The following is a 19,501-nucleotide window of genomic DNA, read 5'->3' as shown; positions in this document are numbered from 1 at the left end:
TCACTTACCTCCCATGGCCATTGCGAAACTCCGGCCGATATGGTCGCTGTGGGCCGACGGAACGACCGGCAGCAACCATGAATCCTTGATGTCACGTATTTCGTCGATACGGGCCCCGATGTCCTCGATGGACCACTCCGGCTGATAGACGCCGGGGGTTTCCGCGATATAGGCCCGCGCCACCCGGCCCGCCAGTGCCACCAGCATTTCCCCGCTGACCGAGCATGATTCGTGCGCCAGCCAGCCCACCGCGGGAGCCACCAGTTCGGGTTCCATCGGCGGATATTTCGAGGTATCGATACCGTCGGCGAGCCGGGTGACCGCCGCGGGCACGATCACATTGGATTTCACCCCGAATTCGGCGCCCTCGAGCGCCACCACATTCGACAGCCCGATCACGCCCGCCTTGGCGACGGCGTAATTGGCGACGTTCCGATTTCCGTACAGACCGCCGATGGAGGAGGTCAGTACGACCCGCCCGTACCCGGCCTCCCGCATCACCGGGAAGGCCGCGCGTACGACGTGGAACGCACCGCGCAGATGGACATCGAGGACGGAATCGAAATCCTCGTAGCTCATTTCGGTGAGCGGGGCATAGCGCACATTGCCCGCGTTGTGGACGAGCACATCGATCCGGCCGTAGGTGTCGAGGGCGGTGTTCACGATTGCCCGGCCACCGTCCGGGGTGGCGACGGAATCGGCATTCGCGACCGCCTGCCCACCGGCGGCCATGATTTCGTCGGCCACCGCACCGGCGACTCCGATATCGCTGTCACCACCCGGGATACCGCCGCCCACATCGTTCACCACGACCCGGGCGCCCCGCGCGGCCAGCAGCAGGGCGTAGGCCCGGCCGAGGCCGCGACCGGCGCCGGTGACCACCGCGACCCGCTCGTCGAACCGCATCTCGGACAACGCTTCTCCTAACCCTTCGCCGCGGCGTGTCATTCGCCGAGGGCCAAACCCTCCAGGCGGCCGGTCGCGCGCCAGCTCCGCAGGATGTCCTCGAGGGCGTAGAAGCCCGGCCAGTACGGTTCGCCGAGATGCGAGCGGATGTTCCGCTCGCCCTCGTTGTTGTAGTAACCGGGGGTGCATTCGCGCTGGAAGTTGCTGTTGTCCACCGCGGTTTCCCGGATGATGGCACACCAGCCGTCCACGGCCTCGGTGGTCGGTTCCACCGTCCGGGCGCCCCGGTTCAGCGCCTCGCCGATGATGTAGGCGGCGTGGGTGGCCTGCTGATCGAACATATCGGTGGTACTCGCGGTGACACCGCCCTGGATGAACCCGGTGAAAAAGATGTTCGGGAATCCGTTGCTGGTGAGGCCGTGCAGGGTGCGGTAGCCGTCCGCCCAGTGTTCGTAGAGCGAGAGCCCGTCGCGGCCGGCGAAGGGATGGATACCGTAGCGGCGGTCGAGTTCGGTGGTGATCTCGAATCCGCTGGCGAAGACGATGCAGTCGACCTCGTGTTCCACCCCGTCGGCGATGATCCCCTTCGCGGTGATCCGTTCGACACCTTTGCTGGCCGACACATCGACCAGCGTCACATTGTCGCGGTTGTAGGTCGGCAGATATTCATCGTTGAAACAGGGACGCTTGCACAGGAACCGGTAATAGGGTTTGAGCGCCGCCGCGGTCTCCGGATCCGCGACGATCTCGTCGACCCGCTGCCGGACCCGTTCCATCGCCCGGTAGTCCTGGTTCTCCCGGATTTCCATGAACTTCTCCGGCGTGACCTCCGCCCAGAGATTGTTCTCGTCGAGATAGGACTGCACATTGCGGCTGACCTCGGTCCAGCCGTCGCACACCAGATCCGGCTGCCCGGGCGCGAACGCCTCGAAGGCAGCGGTGTGGAAATTGCGGCGGCGCTGCAACTGCCAGCCCGGTTGCAGGGACTTCGCCCATTCCGGATCGGTGGGTACGTTACCGCGCTCGTTGATATAGGACGGGGTGCGCTGGAAGACATACAGGTGCTCGGCCGACCGGGCGATATGCGGGATCACCTGGATACCGCTGGCCCCGGTACCGATCACCGCGACCTTCTTGTCCTCGAGGCCGGTGAGCCCGCCCCGCATATCGCCGCCGGTGTAGTCGTAGTCCCAGCGGGCGGAATGGAATGTGTGGCCGGTGAAATCGTTCAGCCCCGGGATACCGGGCAGCTTCGGCTTGTTGAACGGCCCCTGCGCCAGCACCACGAACCGGGCGCGGATATCGTCGTCGCGATTGGTGCCGATCCGCCACCGTTCGATGGAATCGTCCCATTCCAGGGACTTCACCATCGTGGAGAAGATGGCCTTCTCGTACAGCCCGAAATGTTTGCCGATCCGCTGGGCGTGCTCGAAACATTCGTCGCCGTAGGCGTATTTCTGGGTCGGGATGTACCCGGTCTCCTCGAGCAGCGGCAGGTAACAGTAGGCGTCGGAATCGCATTGGATGCCCGGATACCGGTTCCAATACCAGGCGCCGCCGAAATCGCCGGCGAGTTCGATGACCCGGAAATCGTCGACCCCGGCCTGGGTCAGCCGCGCGCCCGCGGTGAGCCCGGCCCAGCCGCCGCCGAGGACCGCGACGTCGATCTCCTCCGTCAGCGGCTCCCGGGGCGTCACCGGAGTGTAGGGGTCGCCTTCGAAGAAGTCGCTGAATCCGTCCTCGGACGCCACGTACTGCTTCTGCCCCTCGGGCCGCAGCCGCTTATCGCGTTCGGCCAGATATCTGGCCCGCAGCGCGGCATGGTCGATCTCGGGGGTCTGCGTGGGTGCGCAGTTGTTCATTCGGTTTCCTCGGTGGGATGGATCGGGCCGGCGACGCCGGGGTCAGGCGAGGTCACGCGGTGCGCCGGTGCCCAGGTATTTCGCGAGGTTGTGGTGCAGGTTCACGACACTGCGCTCGCGATACGGGTTCGGTTTCGGGCCGGAGAAGCCCAGGGTCTTCATGCCCTGCTGGACCGCGGCCATATTGTCGAAGTCCTGCGGCAGGACCGTCCGCCAGGCCGGGTCGCCCTCCGGAGTATGGATCCACTCCGTTTCCGGCGCCTCGCCCTCGGGGAACAGCTCGTAGACCGCCGCCTCGAAAATGCATTTATCGGGGTCGTAGCCGTAGGGGCGCGCGCTGTAGCAGAGCATATTGTTCACCGCGTGACCGATCTGGAAGTTCGGGAAGATCTGCCAGGCGGTACCGGCGGCCGCGACATCGGCCGGGGTGACCGTGGGCCAGACGACCCCGCGTTTCTCGTCGTCGGCACGGGCGGAGGCCAGCCAGTGCGCCATCACCTCCGGGCCCGGAGTGCCCTCGGGCAGCTCGTCGACGAGCCGGCGCGCCGCCTCCACCATGGTCCAGGTGGTGTTGGTGTTGGCGTTCTCCCAGGTGAAGTTCTGTAACTCGATGGTGGATTTGCGGGCGTCGGGTCCGTGGCCGAGGCGGATCTTGCCCTGGCTCTCCTCCTGGCCCTTCGGCGCGTCGTAGCCGATATTGCTGTGTTTTCCCTGTGCCCGCGCCCAGCCCAGGAACATGCCGAAATTCATGAACTCCGGATGGGTGTAGGGCACGTGATAGGTCTCCATGAAGGCCTCCAGCGCGACCTTCCAATTGCAGTCGAACACCAGCCAGCGCCGCCACCGGTAGCGCATGTTCTCCAGCTGGAACGGCGCGAGCAGGGTGGCCGCGGGCTCCAGGTATTCGCGCAGGGTTTCCGACGGATTCGGGTCCAGGTTGACGAAGATCCAGCCGCCCCAGGTGTCGACGTGCACATCGACGAGTCCGTCTCTGCCCTCGGTGAGACCGCAGGGCCAGTCTTCACGTTCCGGTACGAAGGTGTTGCGGCCCTCGAGGTCGTAGCGCCAGCCGTGGAATCCGCAGACGAACTGCTTCTTCCGACCGTGGGCATTGCGTTCCCCGGGCGGAGTGTCGACCAGGCGCCGGCCGCGGTGCGCGCACACATTGTGGTAGGCCCGGATCTTGTCCGGTGCCGTGCGCACGATGATCAGTGAATCGTCGAGGATCTCGTAGGTGAGATAGTCACCGACCCGCGGGATCTCCTCGATGCGCCCCACCTGCTGCCACACCTTGCGCCACAGCTTGTCGCGTTCGGCCTTCACGTAATCGGGACTGAGGTAGGCCTCCACCCCGATCGTCATCGGCGCGGACAGCGGTTCGGTGTTCGTGGCGATATCGTCGACGCCCTCGCTCAGGCCTCCGCTTCGCTCCGGCACGAGCGAGGGCTCGGCTGTGTCGATCGATCGCTCGCTACGCTCGGCTGTGTCCATTGATCGCTCGCTACGCTCGCTCATGGCGTTCTCCCACCCCGGGTCCGGGGACAGTCGGTGTCGGTGCAGTGCATATCGGTGGTTCAGCTGGTGATCGCGGCGCGGAATCCCTCGTCCTTCAGGAACAGGGAGGTGTTGTCGGCGCCGAGATGGGTCCATTTCAGGTTCAGTCCGCCGTCCACCAGCAGCGTCTGGCCGGTGATATAGGACGACAGCCGCGAGAGCAGGAACAGCACCGCGCCGGCCTGTTCCTCGGGCCGGCCGCGGCGTCCCATGGCGATGGCCGTCCGGTCGCGTTCGGGGTCCTCGTCCACGTAGGTGCCCGATGCCGGGGTCTCGGTGACGCCGGGCGCGATCGCGTTCACCCGGATATCGCCGAGCGCCAGCTCGACCGCCAGCGTCCGGGTCGCCGCCACCAGTGCGGCTTTCGCGGTGCCGTAGGCGATATGGAATGGGGCGGTGTTCAACCCGCTGATGGACGACAGCGAGACGATCGACCCCGGCCGGCCCTCTCGCTGGATCTCCGCGGCCACGGCCTGGCTCATGAAGAACATGGATTCGAGATTCTGGTGGAACAGCGCCCGCCAGTCCTCCCGCGTCACCCGGGTGGCGGGCATCCAGGTGGCGGGCGCGGCGCCCCCGGCGATGTTCACCAGGCCGTAGAGCTCCCCCTCGGCCTGCCGGGCCGCTTCCAGAACGGTGGCGACTCCTTCGTCGGTGGCGGCGTCGGCCTGCACCGGAATCACCCTCAGGCCCTCCCCCGCCAGGGGTTCCACGTGCTTCGCGAGATTCTCGGCGCCCCGGCCAACCCCCAGCACGGTGGCGCCGGCCCGGGCAACCAGCCTGGTCACCGCCGTACCGATACCGCCGCCGCCCGCGCCGGACACGATCACCACGCGTCCGTGGAGCCCGAAGAAGTCGTTCGTCATGGATTCCTCACCCGTCCTTCCGGAACGCGAGCACACTGCCCTCGGCATCGGCGGCGATATAGACGGTGCCGTCGGCGGCGGCGGTGATGCCGGCGAACGGACCCTGCGGCCCCGAGAACGGCGGCATACCGAGCAGCGGTTTCGGGGTCACGCCCGGCGGTGCGCCGACCGGCAGGTTCCAGGCCAGGACCTCGCGCGCCTTCGTCTCCAGGTCGACGGAGACCAGACTCTTGGCCCCGGAGTCGACGACCAGCAGTTGCGAACCGCGCACCAGAATGCCCTGCGGAGTGTCGAGGCCGTCGACGACCGTGTCCACCCCGGCCGGGGTGACCGAGACGACCCGGCCCGCACCGGATTCGGCCACCAGCAGGGTGCCGCCGGCGGTGAACGCGACGCCGAGCGGTTTCCGCAGCCCCGACGCGAGCACATCGACGCTGCCCCCGCTGTTCACCCCCAGTACCCGCCCGGTGCCGAACTCGGTGGTCACGATGATCCCGCCGGGACCGACCTCGACGCCGTAGAGCTGATCGAACGGAGCTTCCGTACCGGCCAGGAATTCGCACTCCCCGGTACCCGGCCGCCAGCGGGCGATCTGCCCACCCGCGGTGGCGACGACGAATTCCCCGGGCCCGGTGGCGGTCACCCCGCGCGTGAAGCCGGGGTAGCCCGGGCTGAACAGCATGCCCTGGGTTTCCAGTCCGTCCGCGCCGACGGCATAGAAGTAGGTGCCGTCGGCGACGAAGAGGGTGCCGTCGGGGCCCACCGTCAGATCCAGCGGCCAGTTCAGTCCGCCGGGCAGCGTGGTCCGGGTTTCCCCACCGGCGAGGATCTCGGTGATCTCACCGGTGAAGTTGGAGACGAACAGGCGTCCGTTCACCAGTGTGCAATTGTCCAGGCCGGGGTTGAGCTGGGCCAGCAGGGTTTTCTCCCCGTTGCGCGGGTTGATCCGCAGGACCTGACCCGACGCCACCTGGGTGGAGACGATGAAACCGTCCGGGTCGAACTTCACCGAGTCGGGTACCCCGAGATCGCCCGCGACGCGTTCGGGTGCACCGCCGTCGGGGTGGATGCGCCAGATCTCGTTGGTGCCCATCACGGGGTAATAGAGCAACCCGTCGGGGCCGACCTCCATCGCATTGGGCTGTTCGATGTTCTCCAGCAGGATGCGCGGGGCGCCGCCGTCGAGCGGGAGTTCCATCAACCTGCCACCCGGCCGGCATTCGTTGACGAACAATCTGCCCTGATGGACGGTGATGCCGTTGGCACTGGGCAGATCCGCGCGCAGCAGCCGGGTGGTGCCGTCGGTGTGCCGGGCACTGACCCGGCCGTCCATCACCTCGGTGGCGTAGAGGGTGCCGTCCGGATGGAAGGCACAGTCGTCGGGCGCGACGATATCGCCGCCTTTGGCGCTGATGGTTTCGATTGCGCCGGTATCGATATCGAGCGCGCTGATCTGACTACCGGTGACCTGCGCGATATAGATCCGGCCGTCGGGACCGGTGCGCAGCCCGTTGGCTCCGAACAGCCGGCTCGGCGCCGTGACGCGCCGCTGCTGCCATCCCGCCGCGAGCCCGATCGACCGGCCGCCCCGAAAGCGAGCCTCTTGCTGCAACATTCCGACTGACTCCCAACCGACCCGGCCGATAGCGCTGTTCCGCCTCGATGTCGAGGACTTGTAAGGAATTTAACGCCCCATCCGGACAAGCGCAATAAGTATTGCAATCTTTATAAGGATGGATTCGAACGGTCGAGGACAAGGTCGATCGCCCCCTTCCCGCGCCTCGAACTCCGCAGCCGAGAGCTCACTCCCTCGCATATGAGAATATCATTCTCTGATAAGGAAATGGGCAGGTCCGGCAATACCGGCCCTCGCCCGGCCGAACAGGCCGGGCGGGGCAGTGCGGCTCCGGCAACGTCCGTCCGGATGCCGTCGGCGGGCCGCCTCGTACAACAGCCCGCGCCCGCGCACGGCCGTGCCGCGGGACCCACGGAAGCCGTCGCACACCGGCCGCTCGGCGAGAGCCGCTCCCACCGAGTCGTCCGCCCGAATCGGGGCGACGGAGCCGGCACCGGGGGCCGCGGCGCAGTGTTCGCGGCGGCGCCTGGCGTCGTTGTCGCGGAAGGTCGGCCCCGGGACAACGCCCCCGAGCGTGGCCCGGCGGCCCGCGCACAACGCGATCCGAAGAGCCGCCGCGTGCGCAGGGACGGTGAAGGACGGCGCGGTGCGGGCCGGACGCGACCCCGGCGCGGTCGCCATCATGCCCGGTCTGCTGCTGACCCTCGGTTCCACCGAGGAGGAGGCGCGGCGACGGGTCGACGAACTGTACGAGACGAGCCCGAGCGTGTACGCGGCCGCCTGGCTGCCCCATGCCATCGGTGTCGATGTGAGCACCCTGGACCTGGACGAACCGTTCCCGGACGAGGTGCTGCGCGGACCGGCCGACCCGGAACTGTTCACCGGCAGTATCGGCTTCCGCGAATCCATTCTCGAACAGATCCGCCAGACCCGGCCCACCATGCGCGAGTATCTGCGCCAGACCCGCTACTCCGGGTCCGGGCACGGCGGTTTCGTCGGCACCCCCGAGCAACTGGCCGACCGGATCGAGCAGTGGTACCGCGAATACGCCTGCGACGGTTTCACTCTGCAGCCCGATGTACTGCTCGACAGCCTGGCGGTGATCGCCGACGAGGTGATCCCGCTGCTGCGCGCCCGGGGGCTGTACCGCGACGAATACGAATCGACCACACTGCGCGGCCATTTCGCCTCGGCACGACCCGATCACGCGCCGGCGGTGACCGCGGCACGGCGCTGAGGGCGCCGCCCGCAGGTGTAGCGTCTCGGAAGTCCACCGCGTTCGTCTATTGCGATCTCGTGAGGGTGCCATGCCGCGGGAACTGACCGACCTGCCGTTCGCGAACCTGCTGGAACCGGCCGGTGCGATAGCGAGGGAGGGTGAATACGACTGCCTCCGCTTCGACGACGCCGTCCTGACCGCGCCGGACGCCGCGCACACCGTGTTCGACCAGTGCACCTTCCGGTCGGTGCAGGTGGACGGAGGTTCGCTGCGCGGCGCAAGGTTCACCGAGGCCTGGTGGCACGGGGTGCGGATCACCGGCACCGATCTGGCGGACGCGGCCTGGATGGATGCGGAGGTCGTGGAGGGCGCCTGGTCCGGCGTCGAGGCGAGCGGCACCGAACTGCGCCGGGTGGAGTTCCACAACTGCAAACTCGATTCGGTCAATTTCCGGGGCGCGGCCCTGACGAAGGTCCGGTTCGTCGACTGTGTGCTGCGGCATGTCGATTTCGGCGGCGCGACACTGAACGAGGTCGGCTTCGCGGGGTCGGAGATCTCGGCACTGATGGTCCGTGACGCGCGTTTGACGAAAGTGGATTTCCGCGGGGCGGAGGCACTGCGGGTCGCCGAGGGGGTCACCGCCCTGCGTGGTGCGATCGTCACCCCGGACCAATTGCTCGACCTCGCCCCGGCATTCGCCGCGTCCGTCGGACTCCTCGTCCAACCGGAGTAGAACGGCCACCGTCAGCGCGGCGCGCGGGTGACGGCGCGGGCCACGGTCGCGGCGATTTCCGCGTCGGTGAGACCGCTGTCCTGGATGAGCGCGTGCGAAGCACGGTCCGGACCACGACTTCGGCCGCCAGGCACGATCCTGGGCCGTACCGAACGACCAGGCCGTCCTCGACGCGACAGCCATGGTGGTGGCAGCCTCGGGAGGGGCCGACCGGGTGACGATCACCAGTACCTGGCGTCGTATTCCCTGGAGACCCGGCTGAGCGCTGATCCGGGCACCCGGATATCGGGGGCCGAGCTCACTGCGACATGGTGCCCAGCACCGCGGCCGCCGCGTCGGCGACCGCGGCATCGGCGCCCGCGGCCATCGGATACCCCGTGGTGGACCGGCTGAAGACGACCAGCACCAGTGAGCTGCCGGTGGGGCTCCACACCACACCGGCGTCGTTGGCCGTGCCGTAGGCGCCGCTACCGGTCTTGTCCGCCGCCACCCAGCCGACCGGAAGACCCGCGCGCAGGCGCTGGCGTGAGGTGACGCTCGACCGCATCCAGCTGGTGAGCATGCGCCGATACTCGGTGCTCAGGCCGTCACCGAGGATCAGCTTGCGGTAGCCGGCGGCGAGCGCGGACGCGGTGCTGGTGTCGCGGGGATCGCCGGCGCGCGCCTCGTTGAGCTCCGGCTCCCACCGATCCAACCGGGTCTGCGGGTCGTTGATCGACCGCGCGTATTCGGTAACGGCGCCGGGCCCGCCGAGCCGGCGCAGCAGCAGATTCGCCGCCGTATTGTCGCTGCGCACCAGCGCGGCCCGGCTCAGCTCGTAATAGCTCATGAGCTCGCCGACGTGATCGCTGACGACCGGCGAGCTCATCACGATGTCCTGCCGGGTTATCGGCACCTTGTCATTGAGGTCCAGCTCCTCGCGCTCGGCGAGCCGCAGAATCGCGGCCACCGCGTACACCTTGAAGGTGGAGCACATCGCGAATCGATCGTCGGCGTTCCACTCGAAGGTCCGCCCACCCCGGGTATCGACCGCGGCGATCCCGAAGAGCACATTGTATTTCGCCTGCAGCGTCATCAGCGTATTGCTCAGGTCCACGGTCTTCTGCTCGACCGTGGGGGGAGCGGCCGGTGTGCCGGTATCGGCACCCCCGCAGGCGGCGGACAGTGCGACCGCGGTCAGGACGAGGGCCAGTGATCGCCGACTCGCCGGGATTCGGTATGCGGATCGGTTCGGTTTCACCCCCGCAGCAGACACCGGCCGATCGGCGGCCGCCAATATCCGACACTCCCGCATACCAGTCGCATTTGATATGTATGCAGGTGGAGCCTGGTTTCATTGCTCGAAACGGCCCAGGAATCCGCAGTTCGGAAGCGGTTCTCCGGGCCGCTGGTTCAATATCGCTATGGACCTGATCCGACACCTCGGCTATTTCGTCGCGATCGCCGACGAAGGCCATTTCGGGCGGGCCGCCACCGTACTGGATATGACGCAGCCGCCGCTCTCCCAGGGCTTGCGGCGGCTGGAGAACCGGTTGGGCGTCGAGTTGGTGCACCGCACCCGGCAGGGGGCGGTGCTCACGGCGGCCGGCCGGCAATTGCTACCCCGGGCCCGGTTGCTGGTCGACGACGCCGAAAGACTGCTCGCCGAAGCACAGCGGATAGCCCGCACCCGCGGCACAGTGCACTGGGGCGCCACCTCCGCTCTGCCCGACCGGATCGTCACCGCCTGCGTCACCGCGCTGCGGACCGGAAACACCACCGGCGAAGCGGTTTCCACCGATACGGGTACGACGGTGGATCTGGTGGCGGCCGTGCGGTCCGGGCTGTGCGATCTGGCGGTGATAGAGCATCCCGCGCTGGTGGACGGGGTGGAGGCCCGGTCGGTGGTGAAACTTCCGCGCTGGATCGTCGTACCGGCCGACCATCGCGCCGCGGCCACCGAGCGTCCCACCTTCCCCATGCTGGCCGATCTGACCCACGCCGCATATCCGCGTGCCGCGAATCCCCCGGCCTCCGATACCGTCCGCGACCTCTTGCGTGAACGCGGCCTGGACGCGCAGACGGTCACGGTCCACCACGACCGTGCGGTGCTCGCCGCGGTCGCCGCGGGCGCGAGTTTCGGACTGACCACCACACCGCCCTCCGATATCCCGGGTGTCTCCTGGCTGCGGATGGCCCCGCAGGCGGTGGCGTTGCGCTGCCGGGTGATACACCGGGCCGGTGCGGAGGACCAGGCGAACGCGGTCGACCGGGTGCTCTACCGGGAGCGCCTGCGATGACCACGGCCGAGCGGATCCGGGCGGTGTTCGCCGATGCCGGCTGCACCGGACGGCTGCACGCCCGCCGCTGCGACGGCAGCGCCGCGGAGGTCTCCATCGGCGGGACCGAACGGGTGGTCACCGCGTCCGTGTACAAACTCCCCCTGCTGCTCGCGTACTGCCGCGCCGTGGACGCCGGTCACCTGGACCCGCTGACGCGGCTCACCCTCACTCCGTCGGAATGCACACCCGGCCCCACCGGGATCTCCGCCCTGCACGATCCGGTCACCATGAGCCGGCGCGATCTGGCGACCTCCATGATGACCGTCTCCGACAACGCGGCCGCGGATCTGCTGCTCGGCGAGATCGGGCTGGCCGCGATACACGAGCTGCTGGAATCGCTGGGATTGGTGCTGACCCGGCTGGTCGGCGGCACCGCCGATATCCAGCGCAGCCTGGTGCGCGATACCGACACCCACAGTACGGCCGAGGCGTTCACCGCCCTGGCCGACAACGACGAGGCCTGGACGGTCTCCGCCTACGATCCCGCGTATACGAGCGCGACCACGCCGGAGGAGATGACCCGGCTGCTGGCCGCGCTCTGGCGCGGGGAGGTGCTGTCGGGCGAGCAAACCGATTTCGCCCGTGCGGTCATGCGCCGCCAGGTCTGGCCGCACCGGATCGCGGCCGGTTTCCCGCATCGCGGGGTGGCGGTGGCCGGGAAGACGGGCACGATCGGCATCATCCGCAACGAGGTCGCCGTGGTGGAGTTCCCGGGCGAACACCCGGTCGCGGTGGCCGTTTTCACCCGGGCCGCCCGCGCCGACCCCGCGCTCCCGGCCGTGGACGCGGCGATCGCCGAGGCCGCGCGGATCGCGGTGACCGAGTTGCGCCGGGCGCTGCCCACCGAGTGAACGCGCGGCGGATCCTGCCCGGCCTCCCGCGTCCGGTGGCCGGTGCGGAACCGGAGGACGGGAAACTCTGCGGCAGGATGTGCTCGGGAGCCGGTCGGCTGCGATCGGCCCCGCGCGCGGTCATTGCCCGGTGACCAGCAGGTCCACGCGATAGTCACCGCCGGGAACCGTCCCGCTCGCCGGTCGGAACGGCCGTAGCGTCACCAGTTCGATCCGGTAGCCACCCACAGCCGCCTCGGTGGCGAATCGGGGACTCGTGTGCAGTTCGTGCCGCGAACGTTGGTCGCCGACGGTCACTTCGGTGACCACCGTCGCGTCGCCCTCCCAGACACACGCGGCCCCGTCCGGGCACCGACTGTCGGCGGGCACCTCGCCGAACATGACCGTCAGCCGGGTGCCGTCCAGTCGGGCCGTTTCACCGGGCGCCAGCGTGAACTCGGTACCCAGTTGCGGGGAAACCGGCGTCGGCTCGGCCGCACCGCATCCTGCCGCGACCGCCAGCACTCCCGCCACGACCGCCCATCGGCCGATTCGTTTGGCACGCATGGCAGCCGATCATGGCATATCGCCGGGCCGGTGACCGGCATATCGGGAGCACTCGAGAGCGCTCGGAACCGGCGGAACGACCGCCGGTCCCTTCCTTCCGGCGACAGCCCGGCCGGCCGGCGCCCGGCCCGGACGATGGCACGTCCGGGCCGCAACCGCTCGAGCCTGTGGGCTATTTGAGCATCGACCCGCAGTCCACGGGCAGTGTCACGCCCGTGAGATAGCGGGCTTCGTCGGAGGACAGGTACAGCACCGCGTTGCTGATATCGATCGGATCCACCCACGGCACCGGCAGGGTGTGGAACAGCTGGCAGATCGGCGCCATATCATCGGCGGTCGGGTTCTCCAGATCCGGGCGGAACATCTTGAAGGTCTTCTCGTTCATGATCATCGCGGTGCTCACGTGCGTCGGGTGCACCGAGTTGACCCGGATATTGTGCTGTCCGAGTTCCACCGCGAAGGCCCGCATCAGGCCGACCACACCGTGTTTGGCGGAGACGTAGTGCCCGGTCTGCGGGTAGGCCTTGAGACCACCGACCGAGCTGGTGAGGACGATCGAACCGCCGCGGCCGCCTTCCAGGATATGCGGGACACCGGCCTTCACCGATTTCCACACACCGCTGAGGTTGACGTCGATCATGTCCTGCCAGACCTCTTCGTCGGTCTCGGCCAGCGTATCGCCGCCGCTGGCGATACCGGCGTTGGCGACGATGATGTCGAGCCTGCCCAGCGTGCCGACCGCCTCGGTGAGCGCGGCTTTCAGGGCCGCCGAATCACGCACGTCGACCTCGGCGGTGACGACCCTGCGACCGGTGGCCTTGACCAGCTCCTCGGTTTCGACGAGATCGTCCGGTGTGGCCAGCGGGATCTCGACGGTGTCGATCGGTTTACAGATATCGATGGCGATGATGTCGGCGCCCTCTTCGGCCAGCCGCACCGCGTGGCTGCGGCCCTGGCCGCGGGCCGCGCCGGTGATGAAGGCGACCTTGCCCTCGACCCGTCCGGTCATGACTTCCTCTTTTCCTCGTTCCGGCCGCGGTGGCCGGCCGGATTGTGTTGCCGAAGCGGCTTTTCAGGACTTCGGGGTGTAGGTGATGTGCAGGTCGGTCAGGCCGCGCAGGATGAACGTCGGCTCGAAGTTGAAGGTCGGGTTGTCGAGGGAGCCGTGCTTCTCCGGGTCGATCCGGATATCGAGCATCCGGTCCAGGATCCGTTCCAGCGAGACCCGGCCCTCGACGCGGGCCAGCGGACTGCCCGGGCAGGTGTGCACGCCCCGGCCGAAAGCCATGTGCTCCCGAAAATTCGGACGGTCGAGATCGAATTCGTGCGGGTTGGTGAACCGCCGCGGGTCGCGATTGGCGGCGCCCGGGCAGACCATCACCAGCGAACCCGCTTCCAGCGGGACGTCGCCGATCTCCACCGGTTTCTTCGCCAGCCGGAAACCGCTCTTCACCGGTGCCTGCATCCGCAGCGTCTCCTCGATGAACACCGGGATACGGCTGCGGTCGGCGCGCAACGCATCCTGCAGATCGGGGCGGGTGGCCATGAACTGCATGGCGCTGCCGAGCAGTTTGGCGGTAGTTTCTTGACCGGCGCCGAAGAGGAATGTCGCGGTGCGCACCACCTCGATCACCTCGGGCGTCGATCCGTCGGGATATTTCGCCTGGGCCAGCGAGGTCAGCACATCGTCGCGCGGGTGCGAGCGCCGGTCGGAGATGAGATCACTGAACAGGTTGTCCAGCCATTCCAGCGGATTGACCGGCACGATCTCCTTGTCGATCGAACCCACCGTGGGTCCGCCGGCCAGGTTGATGCGCAGTTCCTCGTGATACTCCTCCGGCACCCCCAGCAGGTCGGCGATCACGAGCAGCGTGAAGACCTTGGCGTAGGCGGAGAGGAATTCGCAGCTGCCGTCGTCGATGAATTCGTCGAGTTGTTTGTCGGCGAGTTTCCACATGAACTCCTCGTTCTCCTTCAGCCGGGAGGGAACGAGCAGTTTGTTGAGCAGCGAGCGGGCGGCGGTGTGGTCGGGCGGATCCATGGTGACCATGTGCTCGTGCATCGGGAGTTGTTCGCGGTGTGCGGCGATCTGGCCGGTGATGTCGTCACCCTCGGGGGTGAAGGGCAGCGGCGGGAAGGGACCGCCGACGGCGATGCACGAGGAGAAGGTGTCGGAATCACGGAGGACGTCGATGGCTTCCTCGTAGCCGGTGACCGCCCAGACACCGTAGTTGGGTTCCCGGGTCACCGGGCATTTGGCGCGCAGATGGTCGTAGTACGGATGCGGGTCGGGCACCAGCGCGGGATCGGTGAAGTAGTCGACCGTATCGAAATCGGTCACGGGAACCTCCTGATATAAACAGACTCTTGTCGCCAACCGTGGATCACCGGTTGATACGGCTCGGTTGCTCCGCGGCCCTCTCGGACTGTCGCCGCGGGATGCCGTTTTCGGCGCGCGCTGCCGCTCCGGGTTCGCCCACAGCCGCCTCCTCGCGCCGTCACACACTCCATCCGAGGCCGCGGCCGTATCCCGGTACCGATCCGGGACGCCTGCTGAGCGATCGCTCAGATGTGATGCTGAGCACATGCTTAGCATGAGCAGAGGGAGCGCGTCAACAGTCGTCACCCGCGGGATACGATCGCCGGTGATCTCGCGACCGGCGTGGTAATACGGAAAGCCCAGAGGAGGCCTGAACATGTCATCACCCCGCCGGCTCGGCGCACCCGAGGCCAAGAACCGCGGCGTCCTGATGGACGCGGCGGAACAGCTGATGCTGGAACAGGGCTGGGCCGCGGTGACCTCGCGACGACTCGCCGAACACGCCGGTCTCAAACCCCAATTGGTGCACTACTACTTCCGGTCGATGGACGACCTGTTCCTGGCGGTGTTCCGGCGCCGCGCCGAACAGGGCCTGGAGACGCTCGCGCAGGTACTGAAATCCGACCGGCCGCTGCACGCGCTGTGGGAGTTCAGTACCGATACCACCGCCGCCCGGTTCACCATGGAGTTCGTCGGCCTGGCCAATCACAAACCGGCGATCCGCGCCGAGGTGGTGCGCTATTCCGAGCAGTTCCGCGCGGCACAGACCGAGGCGCTGGCCCGGCTGCTCAACGGCTACGGCGTGGACACCGGCCGATTTCCCGCCGATGTGCTCTCGGTACTGATGACGAGCGCGGCGCGAATGGTCGTGCTGGAACAGGCTCTGGGGATGACGGCGGGACACGCCGAAACCTTCGCGTTCGCCGAACGCGAGATCGGTTTCCTCGAGGACGGGGCGTAGCCGATGGCTCATCCGGGCCTCATTTCCCGCGGTTCATCACCCGGTCGGCCGCCGCCCAGTGCGCGTCGGCCACCCAGAGTTCGGTGAAGGCCGCCACCGCCTCCTGCGGGCTCGCGCCGTCGACGACTCGTTTGATCGCCCCCGCGGAGGGGTTGGCCAGGGCCCGGGCCAGCGCGCGCCAGCCCGCGTCGAAGTCGGCGCGCGGTAGCACCCGGTCGACCAGGCCGAGCCGTTCGGCGTCAGGAGCGGACAGGATCTCACCCGAGCCCGTCAGTAGTAGCGCGCGACTCCGGCCGATCAGCCGCGACAATCGTTCCGCGCCGCCCCAGGCCGGCATGATCGCCAGTGCCACCTGATTGAAACCGATCTCGATATCGTCCGCGGCGATCCGGATATCGGCCGCGACAGCGACTTCGGCGCCGCCACCCAGCGCATGCCCGTTCAGCGCCGCGATCACCGGCCCCGGGAAGCGCTCGAGCCTGTCGCAGACCTCCCGCATCCGGTTCGCCATGGCGGCCGCCTGCGCCACTGTGCGCAGCGCGGCCAGTTCCTTCAGATCTCCGCCGGAGACGAACGCCCGGTCCCCGGCCCCGGTGATCACCAGAGCCCGGGCGCCGGCCGCGCCGTCGATCGCCTTGCCGAGTTCGTCCATCGTGTCCAAGGCGATGGCGTTGCGCGCGTGCGGCCGGTTGATGGTGATGACGGCCAGACCGTCCGCCAGTTCGAGCTCGATCACGACTTGTTCTCCTCGACGGAAATATGATTCTCTTACATAGAGAACCATATACTTTCCGGCTGGTTTCCGGCGATCGGATCGGGAGTTCGATATGCAGCATCCATGGCGCATGAGCGAGGGCCCTCCGTGGTTACGCTCCGCTACCGCCTCCGGGCCCGAACCGCCCCTCCGCAGAGTTCCCCCCGAACTGGCCCTTCGCTATCGCGAGGCGGGCTGGTGGACCGACGAGACACTCGGCGAGATCCTGGCCCGCGGCCTGGCGGCGGCACCCGGCGCGACCTTCCGGGTGCACTCCCGGGTCCGGCCCTGGTCCGGCACCTTCACCGAGGTCGAGCGGGTCGCGCGACGCCTCGCCGCCGGACTGCGCCGCCGTGGCGTGGGTCCCGGGGATATCGTCGCCTTCCAGTTGCCGAACTGGATGGAGGCGGCCGCCACCTACTGGGCCTCGGCCCTCCTCGGCACCACCGTGGTGCCGATCGCGCACTTCTACGGACGTCGGGAACTCGGCTACATCCTGGCAGCGGTCTCGCCGAAGGTGTTCATCACCTGCGAACGTTTCGGGCACCACGAATTCGACCCCGGTCTGTGCGCCGCGGTACCGGTGGTGGGCGTGGTGGACCGGGATTTCGACGAGTTGCTCGAACCGGAACCGATGAACGGCGCACTGCGCACCGACCCGGACGGTCCCGCATGTATCGCCTTCACCTCGGGCACCACCCGGGCGCCGAAGGGCGTGGTGCACAGCCACAACACCCTGGGTTACGAGGTGCGGCAGCTGGCCGGGATGTATCCGGCCGATCGCGGCGACCAGCTCACCTCGGCACCGGTCGGACATTTCATCGGCATGCTCAATGCCCTGCTCATCCCGGTCCTCGACGGCGCGCCCATCCACCTGCTCGACCTCTGGGACCCGGGCTGGGTGCTCGATCTGATGGCGAGCGAGAACATCTGCGTCGGCGGCGGCGTGAGCTACTTCGTCACCAGCCTGCTCGACCACCCCGGCTACCGGCCCGCGCATCTCGCGCAGTTGCGCTACGCCGGCCTCGGTGGCGCGGCCGTACCGGCGGCGGTGAGCACCCGGCTCGAACAACTCGGTATCACCGTGTTCCGCTCCTACGGCAGTACCGAACATCCGTCGATCACCGGCTCTCTGGCCACCGCGCCCGCGGACAAACGCCTGTTCACCGATGGCAACGCGCTCCCGGGCGTGGAATTCCGGCTCGGCGACGACGGCGAGATCATCAGCCGCGGCCCCGATCTGTGCCTGGGCTACACCGACCCCGAACTCACCGCCCGCGCCTTCGACGCCGACGGCTGGTACCACACCGGCGATATCGGCACCGTGGACGCCGACGGCTACCTCACCATCACCGATCGCCTGTCCGACATCATCATCCGCGGCGGCGAGAACGTGAGCGCGCTCGAGGTCGAGGAGGTGCTGCTCACCTTGCCGGGCGTGGCGGAGGGTGTCGCGGTCGCCGTGCCGGACCCGCGCCTGGGCGAACGCACCGCCGCGGTGGTGCGCTGCCTGCCCGGCCACCGGGCGCCCGATATCGAGACACTGCGCACGCATTTCGCCCGGGCGGGCCTGGCCAAGCAGAAGTGGCCCGAGGAACTGCATATCGTCGCCGACTTCCCGCGGACCCCCAGCGGAAAGATCCAGAAGTTCGTCATCCGGCGGGAGCTGACCGCAGCGCGTGATGAGGCCGTTGCGACCGAACGATTCTGAGAATACGATTCTCGTAAAAAGCCAAGGAGGATTCCATGAGCAAAGTCGAGCTGCCGTACCAGCTTTTCGACGCGGACAACCATCTCTACGAGACCAAGGAAGCGCTCACCCGGCATCTCCCCAAGGAGTACGAGGGCGCCATCCAGTACGTCGAGATCAACGGCCGCACCAAGATCGCGGTCCTCGGCCAGATCAGCGAGTACATCCCCAACCCCACTTTCGAGGTCGTGGCACGCCCCGGCGCCATGGAGCAGTACTTCAAGCATGGCAACCCCGAGGGCAAGAGCCGGCGCGAGATCTTCGGCAAGTCGATGAAGGCGATCGACGCCTTCCGCAATCCGGAAGCCCGGCTGAAGGTCATGGACGACCTGCAGCTGCAGCGCGCCCTGATGTTCCCGACCCTGGCCAGCCTGGTCGAGGAACGTATGCGCCATCACCCCGAACTCATTCACGCGGTGATCGAGTCCTTGAACCGCTGGATGCTCGACGACTGGGGCCAGGACGGCAACTTCGTGCACTCCGGCCGGATCTTCACCGTCCCGGTGATCACGCTGCCGATCGTCGAACGCGCCATCGCCGAATTGAACTGGGCCGTTGTCGAACACGGCGCCAAGGCCATCCTGGTGCGGCCGGCGCCGGTCCCCGGATACAAGGGCATGCGCTCGTTCGCGCTGCCGGAGTTCGATCCGTTCTGGAAGCGGGTGGTCGAACTCGATGTGCTGGTCACCATGCATTCCTCGGACAGCGGTTACTCCCGTTTCGACGCCGAATGGGACGGCAACAGCCTGGAGATGCTGCCGTTCCAGACCAACACCTTCGCGATGACCAATCAGTGGCGGCCGGTCACCGACGCGGTCGCGTCCTGGGTGTGCCACGGTGCGCTGAACCGCTTCCCCGACCTGAAGATCGCGGTGATCGAGAACGGTTCGGCCTGGCTCGAGCCGCTGCTGCAGCAGCTGTCCGATGTCTACAAGAAGGCGCCAGAGGGTTTCGGGTTCCGCGATCCGATCGAGGCCATCAAACAGAGCCTCTACGTGAGCCCGTTCTGGGAAGAGGATCTCGAGCGGTTGTCGCAGGTCATGGGCGCCGACCATGTGCTTTTCGGATCCGACTGGCCGCATCCGGAGGGCCTGGCGGAGCCGGCGCGCTACATCCACGAGATCAAGGACATGCCGCTGGAGAATCAGGCCGACATCATGGGCGGCAACCTGGCGCGGCTGCTCAAAGTGTGAGCGAGTCGGGCCCGGACGCGGTCGCGGGGCGACGCCTCGCACGGCCGCGCTCGCACCCCTGGAGCACAGCATGAGCGGATCGGCCCCGA

Annotated in this window: 17 protein-coding genes; 7 read left to right on the top strand and 10 right to left on the bottom strand. The window is 67.7% G+C overall.

The genetic code is table 11. The features are described 5' to 3' along the window. The 5 genes from AB0H42_RS28350 to AB0H42_RS28330 form a co-directional block, all read right to left on the bottom strand. Positions 1–915, bottom strand: a complete 915-nt coding sequence (locus AB0H42_RS28350; RefSeq protein ID WP_357061478.1) for an SDR family NAD(P)-dependent oxidoreductase — start codon at positions 913–915, stop codon at positions 1–3. A 29-nt stretch (positions 916–944) separates the two neighbouring features. Continuing rightward, positions 945–2,768: an NAD(P)/FAD-dependent oxidoreductase gene (locus AB0H42_RS28345; RefSeq protein ID WP_357061476.1), complete on the bottom strand. Its 1,824-nt coding sequence runs from the start codon at positions 2,766–2,768 to the stop codon at positions 945–947. A 42-nt stretch (positions 2,769–2,810) separates the two neighbouring features. Next, positions 2,811–4,130: an aromatic ring-hydroxylating dioxygenase subunit alpha gene (locus AB0H42_RS28340; protein ID WP_357061505.1), complete on the bottom strand. Its 1,320-nt coding sequence runs from the start codon at positions 4,128–4,130 to the stop codon at positions 2,811–2,813. A 212-nt stretch (positions 4,131–4,342) separates the two neighbouring features. Further along, positions 4,343–5,188: an SDR family NAD(P)-dependent oxidoreductase gene (locus tag AB0H42_RS28335; RefSeq protein WP_357061473.1), complete on the bottom strand. Its 846-nt coding sequence runs from the start codon at positions 5,186–5,188 to the stop codon at positions 4,343–4,345. Positions 5,189–5,195: 7 nt separating this feature from the next. After that, positions 5,196–6,803, bottom strand: a complete 1,608-nt coding sequence (locus AB0H42_RS28330; RefSeq protein WP_357061471.1) for an SMP-30/gluconolactonase/LRE family protein — start codon at positions 6,801–6,803, stop codon at positions 5,196–5,198. A 283-nt stretch (positions 6,804–7,086) separates the two neighbouring features. Between AB0H42_RS28330 and AB0H42_RS28325 the strand changes: the two genes are divergently transcribed. Together AB0H42_RS28325 and AB0H42_RS28320 are read left to right on the top strand one after the other, a co-directional pair. Then, entirely contained in the window at positions 7,087–8,001 is a 915-nt protein-coding gene (locus tag AB0H42_RS28325) for an LLM class flavin-dependent oxidoreductase (RefSeq protein WP_357061469.1), read from the top strand. A 70-nt stretch (positions 8,002–8,071) separates the two neighbouring features. Next, the gene (locus AB0H42_RS28320) at positions 8,072–8,716 is read left to right on the top strand and encodes a pentapeptide repeat-containing protein (protein WP_357061466.1); all 645 of its coding nucleotides are present in this window, start codon (positions 8,072–8,074) and stop codon (positions 8,714–8,716) included. Positions 8,717–9,014: 298 nt separating this feature from the next. Here AB0H42_RS28320 and bla read toward each other — a convergent pair whose 3' ends face one another. Then, positions 9,015–9,956: a class A beta-lactamase gene (gene bla / locus AB0H42_RS28315; RefSeq protein ID WP_357061462.1), complete on the bottom strand. Its 942-nt coding sequence runs from the start codon at positions 9,954–9,956 to the stop codon at positions 9,015–9,017. A 163-nt stretch (positions 9,957–10,119) separates the two neighbouring features. Here bla and AB0H42_RS28310 point away from each other — a divergent pair, with 163 nt between their 5' ends. Further along, complete coding sequence (locus AB0H42_RS28310) at positions 10,120–10,995, top strand: LysR family transcriptional regulator (RefSeq protein ID WP_357061460.1); 876 nt, start codon at positions 10,120–10,122, stop codon at positions 10,993–10,995. Then, positions 10,992–11,888 carry a serine hydrolase gene (locus tag AB0H42_RS28305; RefSeq protein ID WP_357061458.1) on the top strand — a complete coding sequence of 299 codons (897 nt, stop codon included), beginning with the start codon at positions 10,992–10,994 and terminating at the stop codon, positions 11,886–11,888. Before AB0H42_RS28310 ends, AB0H42_RS28305 begins: the two co-directional genes overlap by 4 nt. Positions 11,889–12,008: 120 nt before the next feature. On the opposite strand, the gene AB0H42_RS28300 is transcribed toward AB0H42_RS28305, so the two are convergent. From AB0H42_RS28300 to AB0H42_RS28290, 3 genes are all read right to left on the bottom strand, one after another. Next, positions 12,009–12,434, bottom strand: a complete 426-nt coding sequence (locus AB0H42_RS28300; RefSeq protein ID WP_357061456.1) for a hypothetical protein — start codon at positions 12,432–12,434, stop codon at positions 12,009–12,011. A gap of 172 nt (positions 12,435–12,606) precedes the next feature. Next, positions 12,607–13,443 carry a mycofactocin-coupled SDR family oxidoreductase gene (locus tag AB0H42_RS28295; protein WP_357061454.1) on the bottom strand — a complete coding sequence of 279 codons (837 nt, stop codon included), beginning with the start codon at positions 13,441–13,443 and terminating at the stop codon, positions 12,607–12,609. Between the two features lie 63 nt (positions 13,444–13,506). Beyond that, positions 13,507–14,775 carry a cytochrome P450 gene (locus tag AB0H42_RS28290; RefSeq protein ID WP_357061452.1) on the bottom strand — a complete coding sequence of 423 codons (1,269 nt, stop codon included), beginning with the start codon at positions 14,773–14,775 and terminating at the stop codon, positions 13,507–13,509. Between the two features lie 355 nt (positions 14,776–15,130). Here AB0H42_RS28290 and AB0H42_RS28285 point away from each other — a divergent pair, with 355 nt between their 5' ends. Then, positions 15,131–15,715, top strand: coding sequence for a helix-turn-helix domain-containing protein (locus tag AB0H42_RS28285; RefSeq protein WP_357061449.1), 585 nt, complete (start codon positions 15,131–15,133; stop codon positions 15,713–15,715). Positions 15,716–15,734: 19 nt separating this feature from the next. Here the strand turns inward: AB0H42_RS28285 and AB0H42_RS28280 are convergent, their stop codons facing one another. Beyond that, on the bottom strand, positions 15,735–16,451 hold the full coding sequence (locus AB0H42_RS28280; protein WP_357061446.1) for an enoyl-CoA hydratase/isomerase family protein: 717 nt from the start codon (positions 16,449–16,451) through the stop codon (positions 15,735–15,737). Between the two features lie 109 nt (positions 16,452–16,560). Here AB0H42_RS28280 and AB0H42_RS28275 point away from each other — a divergent pair, with 109 nt between their 5' ends. Both AB0H42_RS28275 and AB0H42_RS28270 read left to right on the top strand, forming a co-directional pair. Next, positions 16,561–18,180, top strand: a complete 1,620-nt coding sequence (locus AB0H42_RS28275) for an AMP-binding protein (protein WP_357061443.1) — start codon at positions 16,561–16,563, stop codon at positions 18,178–18,180. 35 nt (positions 18,181–18,215) lie between these two features. Beyond that, a complete protein-coding gene (locus AB0H42_RS28270; RefSeq protein ID WP_357061441.1) occupies positions 18,216–19,412 on the top strand; it encodes an amidohydrolase family protein in 1,197 nt (398 codons plus the stop codon). The last annotated feature ends 89 nt before the right edge of the window (positions 19,413–19,501 follow it).

Source organism: Nocardia sp. NPDC050799, assembly GCF_040654015.1.
Classification (GTDB): domain Bacteria; phylum Actinomycetota; class Actinomycetes; order Mycobacteriales; family Mycobacteriaceae; genus Nocardia.
The sequence above is the reverse complement of the archived record's forward strand: the minus strand, read 5'-3'. Positions and strand labels throughout refer to the sequence as shown.